The sequence below is a fragment of the Pseudotabrizicola sp. 4114 genome (genome assembly GCF_031457365.1).
Taxonomy (GTDB): domain Bacteria; phylum Pseudomonadota; class Alphaproteobacteria; order Rhodobacterales; family Rhodobacteraceae; genus Pseudotabrizicola.
Window position 1 is genome coordinate 15,273 of sequence record NZ_JAVDWP010000019.1, and the last position, 14,463, is coordinate 29,735.

Annotated in this window: 9 protein-coding genes and 4 pseudogenes; 9 read left to right on the plus strand and 4 right to left on the minus strand. The window is 55.8% G+C overall.

Translation table 11 applies throughout. The features are described 5' to 3' along the window. Window positions 1-8: 8 nt before the first annotated feature. The 7 genes and pseudogenes from J2X53_RS21110 to J2X53_RS21140 all read left to right on the plus strand — a co-directional run. Window positions 9-1,361, plus strand: a complete 1,353-nt coding sequence (locus J2X53_RS21110; protein WP_349039473.1) for a cbb3-type cytochrome c oxidase subunit I — start codon at window positions 9-11, stop codon at window positions 1,359-1,361. A gap of 5 nt (window positions 1,362-1,366) precedes the next feature. Continuing rightward, window positions 1,367-2,164, plus strand: a complete 798-nt coding sequence (locus tag J2X53_RS21115) for a CbbQ/NirQ/NorQ/GpvN family protein (RefSeq protein ID WP_349039482.1) — start codon at window positions 1,367-1,369, stop codon at window positions 2,162-2,164. Window positions 2,165-2,167: 3 nt separating this feature from the next. Beyond that, window positions 2,168-4,048: a VWA domain-containing protein gene (locus tag J2X53_RS21120; RefSeq protein ID WP_349039474.1), complete on the plus strand. Its 1,881-nt coding sequence runs from the start codon at window positions 2,168-2,170 to the stop codon at window positions 4,046-4,048. Between the two features lies 1 nt (window position 4,049). Continuing rightward, entirely contained in the window at window positions 4,050-4,226 is a 177-nt protein-coding gene (locus J2X53_RS21125; RefSeq protein WP_349039475.1) for a hypothetical protein, read from the plus strand. After that, the gene (locus tag J2X53_RS21130) at window positions 4,223-4,447 is read left to right on the plus strand and encodes an NnrT protein (protein WP_349039476.1); all 225 of its coding nucleotides are present in this window, start codon (window positions 4,223-4,225) and stop codon (window positions 4,445-4,447) included. The genes J2X53_RS21125 and J2X53_RS21130 overlap by 4 nt, the downstream gene beginning before the upstream one ends. Further along, window positions 4,444-5,142: an NnrU family protein gene (locus J2X53_RS21135; RefSeq protein WP_349039477.1), complete on the plus strand. Its 699-nt coding sequence runs from the start codon at window positions 4,444-4,446 to the stop codon at window positions 5,140-5,142. Before J2X53_RS21130 ends, J2X53_RS21135 begins: the two co-directional genes overlap by 4 nt. Window positions 5,143-5,214: 72 nt before the next feature. Then, a pseudogene (locus tag J2X53_RS21140) lies at window positions 5,215-5,357 on the plus strand (DDE-type integrase/transposase/recombinase); the annotation flags it as partial. Window positions 5,358-5,522: 165 nt separating this feature from the next. Here the strand turns inward: J2X53_RS21140 and J2X53_RS21145 are convergent. The 4 genes and pseudogenes from J2X53_RS21145 to J2X53_RS21160 all read right to left on the minus strand — a co-directional run. Beyond that, a pseudogene (locus tag J2X53_RS21145) lies at window positions 5,523-6,365 on the minus strand (Crp/Fnr family transcriptional regulator); the annotation flags it as partial. Then, window positions 6,328-7,686 (minus strand): annotated as a pseudogene (locus tag J2X53_RS21150) (ISKra4 family transposase). The pseudogenes J2X53_RS21150 and J2X53_RS21145, both read right to left, overlap by 38 nt. 110 nt (window positions 7,687-7,796) lie before the next feature. Further along, the gene (locus tag J2X53_RS21155) at window positions 7,797-9,209 is read right to left on the minus strand and encodes a calcium-binding protein (RefSeq protein WP_349039478.1); all 1,413 of its coding nucleotides are present in this window, start codon (window positions 9,207-9,209) and stop codon (window positions 7,797-7,799) included. After that, window positions 9,209-12,211, minus strand: a complete 3,003-nt coding sequence (locus J2X53_RS21160; RefSeq protein WP_349039479.1) for a calcium-binding protein — start codon at window positions 12,209-12,211, stop codon at window positions 9,209-9,211. Before J2X53_RS21160 ends, J2X53_RS21155 begins: the two co-directional genes overlap by 1 nt. Window positions 12,212-12,903: 692 nt before the next feature. Between J2X53_RS21160 and J2X53_RS21165 the strand changes: the two genes are divergently transcribed. Both J2X53_RS21165 and J2X53_RS21170 read left to right on the plus strand, forming a co-directional pair. Then, window positions 12,904-13,632, plus strand: a complete 729-nt coding sequence (locus J2X53_RS21165) for a hypothetical protein (RefSeq protein WP_349039480.1) — start codon at window positions 12,904-12,906, stop codon at window positions 13,630-13,632. Window positions 13,633-13,919: 287 nt separating this feature from the next. Beyond that, window positions 13,920-14,374, plus strand: a pseudogene (locus J2X53_RS21170) (IS5 family transposase); the annotation flags it as partial. Between the last annotated feature and the right edge of the window lie 89 nt (window positions 14,375-14,463).

A 14,463-nucleotide genomic window follows, 5' to 3' on the forward strand; every position in this document is an offset into this window, starting at 1 on the left:
AGAAAGACATGAAATATCAAACGCAAAAGGTGGCCTACGCCTATTTCCTTGTTGCCATGGGCCTGTTCGGCATCCAGGTTCTTGGCGGGCTTTTGGCGGGCTGGATCTACATCTCGCCCAACACGCTGTCGGAGGTGCTGCCCTTCAACATCATCCGCATGATCCACACCAACGCGCTGATCGTCTGGCTGCTGCTGGGCTTTTTCGGCGCCGCTTATTTTCTGGTGCCCGAGGAATCCGAACGTGAGATCTGGTCGGTGAAACTGGCCTATCTGCAACTTGCCATACTTGTCGTCGGCACGCTTGGTGCCGTGGGCAGCTACCTCGTCGGCATCCACGGGGGCCGCGAGTTTCTGGAACAACCCCTGTGGGTCAAGTTCGGCATCCTCGTCGCGGCGGTGATCTTCCTGCTCAACATCTCGATGACCGTGCTGGCAGGCCGCAAGACAGCCATCACCGGCGTGTTGCTGACGGGCCTTTGGCTACTGTCGCTGCTGTGGATTTTCGCCTTCATCAATCCCGATAACCTGAGCCTTGACAAGATGTACTGGTGGTTTGTCGTCCACCTCTGGGTCGAGGGTACTTGGGAGTTGGTCATGGCCGCGATCCTCGCGTTCCTGATGCTGAAGCTGACGGGTGTCGACCGCGAAGTGGTGGAAAAGTGGCTCTACGTCATCGTGGCCACTGCGCTGTTTTCGGGCATCCTTGGCACCGGTCACCACTTCTATTGGATTGGCCTGCCCGAATACTGGCAGTGGACCGGCTCGATTTTCTCGGCCTTCGAAGTGGTGCCGTTCTTTGCGATGATGTCGTTTGCCTTCATCATGGTCTGGAAAGGGCGGCGCACTCACCCCAACAAGGCGGCGCTTCTCTGGGCGCTTGGCTCGGCCACGGTGGCCTTCTTCGGCGCGGGGGTCTGGGGCTTTCTGCACACGTTCCACGGTGTGAACTTCTATACCCACGGCACCCAGATCACTGCAGCCCATGGTCACCTGGCCTTTTACGGGGCCTATGTGGCGATGAACCTTGCCATCATCACCTACGCCATGCCGCTGCTGCGCGGACGCGCGCCCTATAACCAGGTGCTGAACATGGTGTCGTTCTGGCTGATGACCGGAGGAATGGCGTTCATGACCTTTGTCCTGACCTTTGCCGGCACGATCCAGACCCACATGCAGCGCATCGTCGGTGACTATTATATGGACGTGCAGGACCAGCTCAGCCTCTTCTACGTTATGCGCTTCGGGGCAGGCATTGCCGTGGTGCTGGGGGCGATCCTGTTCATCTACAGCCAGGTCGTGGTGCGGCGTGAGGTCATCACCCCGAACACAATGCCCGAACCGGTGGGAGAGGCGACGTGAACGCGCTGACCCCGGATCGGGTCGATCCTTCGGCCCCCTACTACCGTCCCGTCGCACAGGAAGTGGCTCTCTTCGAAGCGGCCCATGCCAACGGTTTGCCCCTTCTTCTGAAGGGGCCGACCGGCTGCGGCAAGACGCGGTTCGTGGAACACATGGCCGCCCGTCTGGGCCGCCCGCTCTATACCGTTGCCTGTCACGATGACCTGTCCGCTGCAGACCTGATCGGGCGCTACCTTCTGCGCGGTGGTGCCACCGAATGGGTCGATGGCCCCCTGACCCGCGCCGTGCGGGAAGGGGCGATCTGCTATCTGGACGAGGTGATCGAGGCGCGAAAGGATGTGACGGTGGTCCTGCACCCTCTGACCGACAACCGCCGCACCCTGATGATCGACCGGACGGGTGAGGAACTGGTGGCACCTGCGGGCTTCATGCTGGTGGCCAGCTACAACCCCGGCTACCAGAACATCCTGAAACGGCTGAAGCCCTCGACCCGGCAGCGGTTCCTGTCGATCACCTTCGGCTTTCCCGATCCCGCCACCGAAACCGCCGTGGTAGCGCGCGAAAGTGGGCTGGATACGGCGCGCGTGGCCCCATTGGTGCGGCTGGCCGGGCACATCCGCGCGCTGTCGGGCATGGATCTGGAGGAGGGCGTCTCGACCCGCCTGCTGATTTATGCCGCGACCCTGATCGCCGGGGGCATGCCGATAGACCGCGCCTTGCAAGCCGCCGTGATTGAGCCCCTGACGGACGAGCCTGACGTGGCCCAAGCTCTGCGCGACGTCATCGCTTCGGTCTACGGTTAAGTCATGGCGCTGCACCCCAAAGACCTTATGGAGCCTGAGGAAACCGTCGGCAACCTCTGGCACGGAATGGCCCAGCGTCTGGCCCCCGTGGCAGGCTTTGCGGCCCATGCCGTAGCGCTTGAGGCCGTGCGCCCCGGTGTCACACTCCTTTTCCGCGCGCTTGGTGGCAAGCCGGGGGTCGAGGTGGCGGCCAGCGCCGCCACCGCCTCGCGCCACCGCCGGGGGGTGGGCGCGCATCTGGCCGAGGCGCGGGTGATGGAACATGTCGCCACGTTTGACGGTGATACCCTGCGTTTGCCCGCAGCAATAGATGCCTTTCCGGATACCACCCTGAACCGAGCGGCCTACCTGTGGCTGGCAGCACTGGCCGCCACTGCAAAGCCCTATACGCCCCCTACTGATCCGCTGGCGGCCGATCTTTCACATCTTGCCGCGATGAAAGCCGCCAGCGCTCGCGCCCTTGCGCTGTGCCCCGGCCTGCGCGCGCCCCATGCCGCGCTTTGCGCTTATCTCGCGGGCGCGCTGCGACTTTACCCTGCATCAGCCGCTGAACGCCTGGCCGCCGAGGACTTGGGCGCCCTTCTCATCGGCAATCCACTTGCCACTTACGCCACACCTCCCGCCCCGCGCAGCTACGCCCCCCTGCCGCCCGTGCCCGTGCACCTGCGCCTGGACCGCCCCGCGCGCAGTCAAACCGCCGCCCCCGGCGAGGAAACCACCACCGCCCCGCCCGGGCTTGCCACCGCCACCCGCAAGCAGGCCAGGCGTGAAGACAACGAGCAGGCCAACCGCACAGACAGTTTCATCATGCACCGGTTTGAATCGATCTTCTCGTGGGTCGAAAGCATGGGCCTTAACCGCGCGACCGACGATGACGATCTGGAAAACGCTCAGAAGGCGGCCGAGGATCAGGACCATATCGCCCTGACCAAACACCACAAACGCCCCGCCACCCGGCTGCGACTGCACCTTGACCTTGCGCCGCAAGACGCCGACCACGAGCGCCTGTCCGACATCTTCACCTATCCCGAATGGAACCACCGCGCCCGCGCCTACATGCCCGACCACACCCGCGTGTTGGACGCCGAAGGCCAGGCCGGCGAACGCTTTGCCCCCGATCCGCGCCTGATGTCCCGCGTCCGCCAACAGTTTCAGGCGATGCATCCCCGCCGAATCATCCTGCCCCGTCAGGTGGACGGGGCCGAGCTTGACCTTGACGCGCTGATTGCGGCCCAAGTCGCCATCCGCGCAACGGGCCAAGGCAGCGACCGCATCTTCCGCAACCTGCGCAACGTGGAACGAGATCTCTCGGTGGCGATCCTGATGGACTGCTCACGCTCGACCGAATCTGTGGTGGGCACCCGCAGCATCATCGACACCATGCGCGAGGCATTGGCAGCCTTGGCAGGCGGCATCGACGCGGCGGGTGACCGGCTGGCGATCTGGGGGTTTTCGTCGCTGCGCCGCGACCGGGTGTTTCTGACCCGGTGCAAGGGCTTTGATGATCGCATGACGCCCGAAGTTACCGCCCGCATTGGCGGCCTGAACCCCGGCCACTACACCCGCCTTGGGGCCGCGATCCGCCACGCTACCGCGCAATTGGCGATCGAGCCTTCGGCGCGCAAGCTACTTTTGGTGCTGACTGATGGCAAACCCAACGACCTTGACCATTATGAAGGCACCCACGGCATCGAAGACAGCCACATGGCCATGCGCGAGGCCCGACGCATGGGCCACGCGGTGCATGGCGTGATCGTCGATGCCGACGGGCAGGACTGGTTCGCCCGCATCTTTGGCCGAGCCGGGTTTACCTTGCTGCCCGACCCTGCACGGCTGCGCAACGCCCTGCCCGATATCTACCGATCCCTGACTTTGGAGAGCTGACATGCGCCTGACCCTGATCCTGCTTGCCACCCTGACACCCGCGCTTGCCGCCGCCGAAGCCTTTCAACGGCCGATCCCGCAGCCCCAGACCGCCGAGGCTGAATTGGCCTATCTCGTTGCCTCGTTGATGCTCCTCGCGGCGCTTGTCGCGGTACAATGGCTGGTCAGCCGCAGATGACCTCAGGGACCGGCTTGGTGCGTCTGTTTCTGTACCTCTATCCGTTCGGCGCAGGGGCGATGGCCGTAAATGTTTTCTTTGCCTCCCTGATCTGGTCGTGGATCGGCTGGCCCGTGCTGACCCCTGTGCACTCAGTTGTGGGCGGCGCGGTGCTGGGTGTGCCTGCCACATGGGCCTTCGCCCGCCATATCCGCAGCTTGATGGCAAAGGCGGATCAATGATCCTTTCAGGTTGGGCAGAATTCGCGGGCGCGCTGGTTGTTTTCATGGCGTCTCATTTCCTGCCGCGATGGGGCGGCCTGCGCGAAACCCTGATCGGCAAGATCGGTCGTCGCCTGTATTTTACAGGCTATGGCATCGTTTCCCTGGTAGTGCTGTTATGGCTGATCGGGTCCGCAAGCCGGGCACCCTTTGTGGAACTTTGGGCCGCGTCTGAATGGACCCGTAAGGTGCCAGGTATCTTGATGCCATTTGCGATGGTCCTCGCAGTGATCGGTGTGGGAACCCACTCGCCCTTTACCCTTGGCAGCAAGGGGGCAAAGGCACTTGATCCGGCAACGCCCGGTCTGGCAGCATTGACCCGGCACCCGTTGCTTTGGGCTTTGGCGCTTTGGTCGGCGTCACATCTGCCGCCAAATGGCGATCTTGCGCATGTACTTCTGTTTGGCGGATTTGCAGGCATGAGCCTTGCCGCAATGCCGATGTTTGACGGCAGGGCAAAGAACGCGATTGCCAGCGACGACGCGGTCCGGGCGTTTCAAGCGGCACCTGTTCTGTCACTGGCACCACTGTTCGATCCGACATGGCTAATCGAAAATCGGCGTGATCTGGCATGGCGTCTGGCCGTTGCGGTGGCGATCTGGGCCGCGGCGTATGGCCTGCATAGCGATGTGATTGGCGTTTCGCCAATCTCGTGAAGGTCAGACGTGGCCCGCTTCACGGCTTGCCAACGCATGCGGTCGCCCATCCTCGCGCCAATCCGGTGCCTCTACCTGCTCAGCGGGCTGCGGACCGATCGGCCAAATCAGGTCTGGTGCGCCGACATCACATACTGCCGATGCGCAAAGGCTATCTCTATCTGGTCGCCATTATTGATTGGTTCACGCGCAAGGTGCTGGCCTGGGGCATCTCCAAGCGGCCTGCGCGGAGTATGTATTGACGAAGCGGCCTTTCGCGCCGAGCTGCAAGCTGCAACGATCGCGGTCTTACGGTAAAGTTCTGGGTCGACGGCGGCCAGACTGGGCCGCAGCATGCCGGTCTCATCCACGCCACCGCCCATCACTACCAGCCGGTGCGGGTTGGTGACCACGACGAGGCAGCGGGAGCTTCTGATCAGGCCCTGTCTCTCCCACGTGCTCAACAACCGGCTGACCGTGTGCAGCGTCGTGCCAGTCATGTCGGCGATGTTCTGCCGCGTGATCGGGACCCCAATCTCAATCCCGCCCGGTACCTTGCGTCCCGACTGGGCGATCATCCTCAGCAGGGCGCAGGCGACCCGCTGCTCCACCAGCTTGGTGAACAGCTCGACAATACGGGTGCTCATCTCGTCGGCTCGGATGCCGAAGGTCCGCAAGGTGTCTGCGGCGGAGCCGTCATATGCACCGGAGAAGACCGGCCAAAGGGCGTTGGGCCAGGAGAGAACGACACAAGCACTTGCAGCAAGCGCCGTAACCCGATGAGTGGTCTGCCCCAGCGCCGTGCCGATACCGAACATCTGTCCTGCCGGAACATGCAAAACGATGATCCGGTCGCCCTCTGCCGTCCGACGGACAAAGCGGATGTTGCCGGCAAGCAGCATATGGAAATGCCCGACGGGTTGTCCTTCGTCGAACAACACGGCACCGGCGATGAGCCGGTTGACCTTCGCCACAGCCACAACCTTGAGAAGCTCGCGGGGAGGAAGCCCGCAGAAGGGCAGCGTGTCGCCAAGCCGGGCCGCGTCGATCATTTTCACTGTCATCGATACTGTCCTGAGGTTGAGCCAGCACAGGGGCACTGGCGTTTCACCTAAGGTTTCGTCAAGGCGATCAGTATGCTGCAGATCAGCTGTCGCGTTGCCTTTAAATCCGGCACACGGCGCGGGAGTGGAAAAGTTCTGGGGTTCAAGCAGCGTTGAGGTGCCGGGTTGACAGTCTTCCATCGAGAACGGCTGCTCTCACTGTAGCGACCCTGTGGGCGCCCCGTGGTGACCATCTCATTCGCTGCTTCTTTCCCATTCGGACGTTGGCGATTTCGTTGACCAAGCCTTCGGCGCGTGATGTCGAGACGGCTTTTCCTTGACGTCGGCGGCGCCCGTAGTCGACGAGAGCCGACATGTTGTGTGTCAAATAGGTCTGGAGGTCCATCGTTCGGGCCGCTGCCGACAGCGCCGCTTCCCTTGCATCACCGGGGGTGCAATCGCGAACCTCCATGGCAAACTGGAATAGCATTCCGAGTTCTGCCAGCGCGCATTGTGTCTGGCCATGCCAGATGCGCCATCGTAGCCGTTCAACAAGCGCTTCGACATCGGAGGTCTCGTCATTTTCAAACTGGGACAGCAGGGTTTGGAACGTCGTTTCCACATGCCTGATGCGGGCGGATATGTGCCACCAGTCGAGAACGTGTTCGACGTTTCCATTGACTGCGTTTCGCACAAGACGTGGAAGGGCGGGATCACCATCAGACAACACTGTTATGGCTGAACTAGGCGTCCAGCCAGCGGCTTTGAGATTGGACCTCAGGTATTCCAAGGGATTGTCAACCCCGGCCAGGTTCAATCCAAACCGCCTTTTGTTACCCTTTTTGCTCTCGATCGATCCGACAATGACTTCAAAGTTCCGCCTCTGGTATTCGGGTCTTGAGCGAACATATGCGCTGTCCAGAAACACTGTCATTTCGGACCTACCTGATTGCACGTCCGGGTCCGCCTGTCCCTCGGGACAGAAGGTTTCCAAACCGTCAGCGACGGAGGCAAGTCGGTTGCGGATTGTCGCGTGGTTCTGTCTGGCGCATGGTGTCAGCACATTCAAAATCCGAGCGGCTTCGCGAAAACTATGTCGAGCGGCCAGATCGGCCTGCAGCCTGCAAAGCTCCGGCGTCGCGTTTCCCGGTAGCATGCGAGTGAGCGGCGAGAAGGCCGCTGTGCTTTCCGGAAAACCCGGGAAACGGCACATGCAGATGCGGACCCTCGGTGCCTCGACAGTCACACGCCCGAACAGAGTATCTATCCGACGTGAGCGACGGTCATGGATGGGCAAGTAGGTATGGCAGGACTGGCAAACCCGTTCGATCTCACAGATTTCCTCGACCTGATCCTGCAGAACTGCACGCTGGATCTCTTTCAGGATCAATTTCCCTTAGGTAAGGTTTAACCCCAGATCTTCCGCGCTGACCTCTGTCGAACTCCGGTCCAAGACGCCAACTTCATGTACTCGGCGCTCGCCCCAGCCGAATTCCGTTTCGATCCTAATACGCACTTTCATGGTCAAACCTCCCGTCGTGACAGCAGGAGACTAAGTCGCCTTCAATTTGAAACCCCAGAACTTTTCCACTCCCGGGTAAAAGTTGGGGGCAACGTCACCACCCTTGAACATCAACCAAGATACTCGCCATCTGGCCCGGCCGCAGAAAAACGCACCAGAATGCTAGGGTCGCCAATTACACTCTCGGCAGGGAGAATAACAATCACTTCTCCATTGAACAGAAGCTCCACTGATGCCTCCGACCTATAAAATGAAATCTTCTCCCGCATTTCGTCGTCATTAAATGGTTCGCGCAAGATGATATCGACTACTAGCCTGTCAGAGCTATCATAATCCCTTAAATCAACCGGCTGATCGCCCAGCTGAATATAAGCAACAATGCTGTCGGATCCGTCCCCACCATATATTATGTCGCCAGCGGTCGCGATAATCGTGTCATCTCCGTCACCGCCGTATACGTAGTTGGGATTACTTTCGAGTATGCTGGAAAGCGAAGCCGTCCGCTGGGACGGTTCAGTCATCCAAACTCCGTGCCCATCAAGAAGATCGTCTCCTCCTCCTCCAAACAATGTGTCGCGCCCTACCCCACCTATCAACGTGTCGTGACCCCAACCTCCACGCAGCTCGTCATTTCCAGCATCCCCAGATAGAAAACTTGCATTGGTTTCTGAGCCTAGCGTATCATTGCCCGATCCACCAAACGCTACAGCAGAACTTTCCGTCAACTCGACTGAGTCATTCCCCGTCGCCCCATATATTAGAAAATTACCGTCGGATGCGACCACGGTGTCATTCCCCGCGCCACCAAAAATTTGGGCTGTCCAAGGACCCGACGTTTCCAAAACACCTCTTTCGAAAGAAACCTCAGAAATAGCTCCGGATCCACCCAGTAGTATCGTGTCGTGGCCATCGCCGCCGATTAAAAAAAATGGACCACCATCGTCTTCTTCGGGAATTAGCTCGTGTGAGCCAAACAGAAATGTTGCAGATTCTTGATCTGTTATATAGTCTGATGGTGCCACATGAATCAATTCGCCCGCTGTGCTGTAGGCAGTCAGCGTAATGTTATCCATAGGTGGTGAATCAAATCCAGGAAAATCTAATTCGAGCCATCCTTCACCCGCAGAAACAGAGATCCAAGCGCCATCGTCATCCTGCCCCCAAGATAGTTGAACAGAACTATGGTCACTTTCGATCCGAAGCTCTTCCACTGCCCCCTCTAATTGGGTAACATCAATTATACCTGAACCATTCTCAGGAATAGCGACTTTTAGGGTGTTTCCTTCTAGATTTGTGTCGGGAGCTGTCTCATCAATATCATGGGCTGGTTCACCGTCTTCCGGCTCATCAACGCCACCATGTACATTGTCATCAGTGCCTGGTAGATAATCAATCAAATCTCCGTCCGAATCGTCTTTATCATCATCCAAGTGGTCAATAGACTCTTCATCAGAATCCTGACCTAAGTTCAAAAGCAATGCTGAAAGCAATATGCCTCCCGCTATGAGCATTCCAAGTGCCATTACCGCTGTTCCCGCCTTTTTGCCATTTCTTTTGCTACTTTCCCTATAGTGATGTAGCGACTGTCAGGATGATCTTTATGATCCGCCTGCCTGCCAGGCGTTCGAAAGTAAGCTCTGCATATTATCAATACTATAAAACGAATAATCGCTAGGAACAGACTAACGAGAAATGCATATCTAGAAACTGTCTCGGCAAGTTTGGGCCCAACAACCCAGTATACAGCTATGAAGAGGCGACCAAAGGTACAGCCTCTTAAGACCTCGTCCCGGTACCATCGGAGAAGCCAAACGTCCGGGTGATCTGGATCCGCATAAACAGCCGTCGCAACGAAGCATCCAGCACTTGTTTCTACGGATGGAGCTTCTGGCGCGTTTGGCTCGCCATTTTCAGACTCCTCTTCGTCTGATGGCGGCAGGGGGGGCCTATTTGCGGGTGATTGCAGTCCTTGCAGCCATGAAGCATCATCAAGGGCACTGTCCTCGGGAAGATTGCTCAGGCTTTCCATATCCGAGAAGAATCTGGCCATCATGTCGTTGATGTGGCGACTCGTAGCATCATCGAATGAGTGCGAAAGCTCGCTAAAGTGAGAGCTGTCAACGCTCGAAAGCAGGGCTACCATCTGCTCATAGTCCAAACCCTTCAGAAATGAGTTAAGTTCTGGACCTTCCATTTCGGACAAAAGTTCATGGCGATCCGACTCTGGAATATCGCGAATGAACTCTTGAGCTTCAATTCCGTCCATCCCATTAAGAAAGCTCGAAAGCCGCTCTCCATCAAGGTTCTGAGCAAGTAGAGCTGGATCTATTGTTGACCTATATGCATCATATTCTTCTGACCCCATAGCTTCTGTCAAAGATTTTACCTGAGCAGGGGTGAGCACGGTCAGTAGATTGGCCTGATCGAGTGTGTTGAGGGCTAAAGGCTGATGATCAAATAGCCGATCAATAACCGCATCCTTTTGACCGGCAGCTCCGCGAATTGTGGTGAAAGTGCCTCCGTCGTGCTCGATAATGAGATCCCCAGGACGGTTGTCGCTGTAGTAAACCTCGACCATCCTTTCACGAACTTGATCAACACTTTCATACTGGCCCTGAAATGATATCAGGTCTTCATCTTCATTCGACCAGTCCTCAATAACAGAGTTGCCTGTCGTAGAAATTGAAAAGGTGTCTGCCCCTTTCCCGCCAAAGAGAACATCTTCGTCGCCCGTGGCAACAAGGGTATCGTCCCCATTCTCTCCTCTCAGAGTATTGTCACCTTCGCCACCAAACAGGAGATCAGCGTGATTGCCGCCACGCATTTCATCGTCGCCGGCTCCCCCCAAAAGGACGTCAGAGCCCGAAGCGCCGTCTAATCGATCATCGCCACTGCCGCCGAAAACTAGATCATGGCCCCCGCCGCCGTACAGTCGATCGTTACTTGTTCCTCCATCGAGGATATCCCTTCCCTTTCCACCATAAAATAGATCGTCGCCTTGATGCCCGAGGAGGGTGTCGGAAAAGTCCGTGCCGACAAGTGTGTCCGCATATGAGATTCCTGGTACAGGGGAACCAATTTGTCCTTCTATCTGAACACCTTCCTCTCCCATTACGTACTCAATTCGAGCAATTTCCCCGGGCTCAAGCTCTACTATTAGGTCAGAGAATTCTTCTCTTGTATAAGTGCGCGTTACAACTTCCGCATAGGGTGCGTAGTCGGGCGATGCTTCGTTTTCTGACGTAGTGGGATCATCGTAGAGTTCAAAAGTTTGTACCACAATATGATGTGCATCTTCAAAAAGCTCATTTACCTCAAGCTCCAGGCGAAGCGCCTCATCTGAGCGTGATGAAATATAGACCACTGCTCGATCAGCGTTTCCAAATGAAGCTAACGTATAATCGACATTCTCTTCACCTATATTGCTGGTAGAATTGACAATATGATCAATATTCAAATCAAGTACTTGCAAATCCGCCGTCGTTGTGAACAAAGAGCGAATCACTTCACCCGCGGGTGTAAGTCGAAACCCTGGGTCATCTGCGCTTATCTCGCCAGGTATTGCTAAACGAGTCAGAAGCTTGGGAAATGACGTGCCCCAGATATCCGCTGTTGCAACTTCTTGGATTGCCAGGCGCTCATAGCTCTCTATCAAAGATGATCCTTGATAGAATCCAGTATCTGCGGCAGGGCTATTAAATATATTCCATTCCGTAACATGCAAATCAAGATCACTGAACCCGTCAGCTTCCTGCCATGCGTCTATAGATCCAAAGTGTTTGTTGAGGTTGTCAATTCCATCAAGGTTTCTGGGGTACCAATGGATAATTACGCCGTCAATATGCTGTCTCGCTTCCGGATCCAACGAGGCTATTATTACGTCATTATCAGAGCCCTCCCAAGGAGGTCCTGCTTGCACCAGAATATCAGGCTCATTAAGAAGGCCATGCGGTCGGCTTGCTGCAACTTCCTCAAACGCTCGACCCAGAGAGGTTGCCATTTCATTGGCTACCAAACCATATTCGGCAGCGGTCATCCTCCCGTTCATGTAGTATTCGTTTCCGATTTCAAACTGTCGTATAGTGATATCCCCATACCTGCCGGATACCAAATCCCGCGCTAAATCCACCACTTGATCAAGTGCGTCCTGATCTACGGAAACGGTGCCGTCCGGGTTCCTGATCAGGAGGCCTTCAGTGGGCAGAACAATGCTAATTTCTGAATTCTGCTCACTTGCATGATTGAGAAACGACTGCAGCGACGCAAATTGGCGGCCGTTAGGCAACGTGATGGTTGGTTGCTCAGACGAAATCCATTCCAACCAAGTTGAACCTGTGGGCGAAAGATAGCGCTCGGTAACATCACCTCCTGGGAAGCGCATCGATGATAGGTTGAGGGTATCTGCAACTGCGGCCGAGGAATCACTTGCTGAAATGTAGTTTGCGGTAGCGACAAAATTTCCCCCATGAAGATCACGGGAAATTTCGCTACTTCCTCTAAGTCCTTCCCAAACTGTGCGGTACATAGAAATCCCATACGTAGATGGGGAATTGTTGCCGCCTTTGCCTTAATGCCGGATTGCCAAGGTCCCCAAAAACTTCTTTGTCTTCAGATTTCTGATACTAAGATTAACAAATCTTGCCTATCGGCGTGGGATGCGAAGGAGAATGTCATGTCGCTAGGGCTCGGAAGGCAGAGAGCTTCATCAAATACAAGGTGTTACTGCTAGATGGTTTCCAGCCGATATTCGATTTATGGTAGCCATTATGTTAAGAGACGAACAAATTTTTCTTTCTCGGCTTGTACTATCGAAGGTGCCAAATGGCGAAATGCATCCCTGCTAGACCGCCTCATCCAAGACTCGACGCTTGCACATAATCAAAATTGTTCGATTAATTTATTTGAAGTGTAGACGGCTCCACGCGCAGATCCGTGATTCAAAGCTCACTATCTATTATAGATGGATTGCTTTAATGATATCTTGATCAAATTTCCGCGATAGTGCCGTTGGTGCGGACAGGTTCCGAATCCAATCGCTGAACGCGCTGAGGCCGAAGCGGTACACGGGGAGCGCATAGATCCGGCTAAGCAATTGATTTTGTTACAAAATGTGACGAGATTCTAATATTCCAAGAGCAACAGGTTGAAGTAGTCAATTATTAACTATTCATGCTCACATTAACTGTGTCTCGAAGAATGCTAGCGCAGAGGTAGTTGATGCTGCAGCCCAAAGATATTTTCGAATCTTCAATTTACGAAAGAGAAGCATCAACAGCATCTCGACCCGAGCAAAGTGAACTTTGGCCAGGAAGCTACTATGCACCGACATTAGGCCGGGCACCATCTCCGTCAGCCCCCGCGATGGACTACATCGTGGTCCTTCTCGATCCGAGCGTCGGCAAAATTAAGCTAACTGATCTTGACATTGGCGAACTTCTCGGAACCACTTCGCATCCTGTCATTAATTTTATTAGAGATAGCCATTTTGAATTAAATCTCAACGATACTCCCAATGATACTTACAAGTCGCGAGACTTTACGGTATGGAATCTAATAATCGGAGTCATCGTTGTCTACTATTTAGTTTTTGATGCTGACGATGTTGAGTTCATCTCAGAATCTATAAAAATTGTGGAACAATTGATAGACGCCAAATCCGAGCCTGAGGTTATCTATAATTTTGCTAAGTTTATAAACGTGCCTTTGGATAGACTTCAGCACCGGCGGGGCCTGTTGTTACAGGATGAAGGTGTGGATTTTGAGGAACTTCTCTTCTCATGCCTCAAGGTAATTCAAAGGTACTATCTACGCAGCTTTTGCTCGACATCAAAAGCATCGCTCAAGAGAGAAGCAAGTTCTAGGTCGATCTGTGGAGGAAAATTTCAAATTCACTTTCAGTTATATCATCACTACCTAGGTATAGCCAGACACGACCCACTGAGATAGGCATATCAATCGGTACGCATGGCACCTAGTAAATCTCAAGTCAAAAGCATCATGATGCTTGCGTATTCTGATAGGCATCGAGACGCTTATAATCATCGCAATTGGTTAAAATTTGAGGTTGGTTTTATGAACGGTCGCTGGATATGCGTATTGAACCCCGAACATACTAGAAATTTTATTAGGCTGTCATGCTGGCGGGCGCCATCTGCTAGGGTCAGGACCCATTAATCTGCTTGAGGCCGCCGCCGCTGCGTGATTCAAGGCCCCCGGTGCTACGGGGGGTGATCATGAGCAATCTATTTTGGCTGACGGACGAGCAGGTGGAGCGGCTGAGACCGTTCTTTCCGAAGAGCCACGGGCAGCCGCGCGTCGATGATCGGCGGGTTTTGAGCGGCATAATCTTCTTCAATCGCAATGGCTTGAGGTGGTGCGATGCGCCCAAGGAATATGGCCCGCCGAAGACGCTCTACAACCGATGGAATCGGTGGGGTGACATGGGGGTCTTCGCCAGGATGATGGAGGGGCTGGCCTCAAAAGGCACCGAGCAGAAGACCATCATGATCGAAGCGACCTGTCTGAAGGCGCATCGCACGGCTTCGAGCCTGCGGGAGAAAAAGGGGGGCCTGACGACCAGCGCGGGCGCTTGATCGGTCGGACCAAGGGTGGGTTGAACACCAAGCTGCATGCCGTCACCGACGCGAGGGGGCGTCCGCTGAAGTTCTTCCTGACCGCAGGCCAAGTCAGATGGAGTGGTTGCCGCCCTCCCTAGACGGCATCGCAATGTGCCAAGGTCGTGGTGTTCAACGCCACGCGCAGAGGAGGACGGCGAGA

Excerpts from the sequence above, each read along its gene's own strand:
- J2X53_RS21110 (WP_349039473.1), top strand. The coding sequence starts at position 9 with ATGAAATATCAAACGCAAAAGGTGGCCTACGCCTATTTCCTTGTTGCC.
- J2X53_RS21120 (WP_349039474.1), top strand. The coding sequence starts at position 2,168 with ATGGCGCTGCACCCCAAAGACCTTATGGAGCCTGAGGAAACCGTCGGC.
- J2X53_RS21125 (WP_349039475.1), top strand. The coding sequence starts at position 4,050 with ATGCGCCTGACCCTGATCCTGCTTGCCACCCTGACACCCGCGCTTGCC.
- J2X53_RS21130 (WP_349039476.1), top strand. The coding sequence starts at position 4,223 with ATGACCTCAGGGACCGGCTTGGTGCGTCTGTTTCTGTACCTCTATCCG.
- J2X53_RS21135 (WP_349039477.1), top strand. The coding sequence starts at position 4,444 with ATGATCCTTTCAGGTTGGGCAGAATTCGCGGGCGCGCTGGTTGTTTTC.
- J2X53_RS21155 (WP_349039478.1), bottom strand. The coding sequence starts at position 9,209 with ATGGCACTTGGAATGCTCATAGCGGGAGGCATATTGCTTTCAGCATTG.
- J2X53_RS21160 (WP_349039479.1), bottom strand. The coding sequence starts at position 12,211 with ATGTACCGCACAGTTTGGGAAGGACTTAGAGGAAGTAGCGAAATTTCC.
- J2X53_RS21165 (WP_349039480.1), top strand. The coding sequence starts at position 12,904 with ATGCTGCAGCCCAAAGATATTTTCGAATCTTCAATTTACGAAAGAGAA.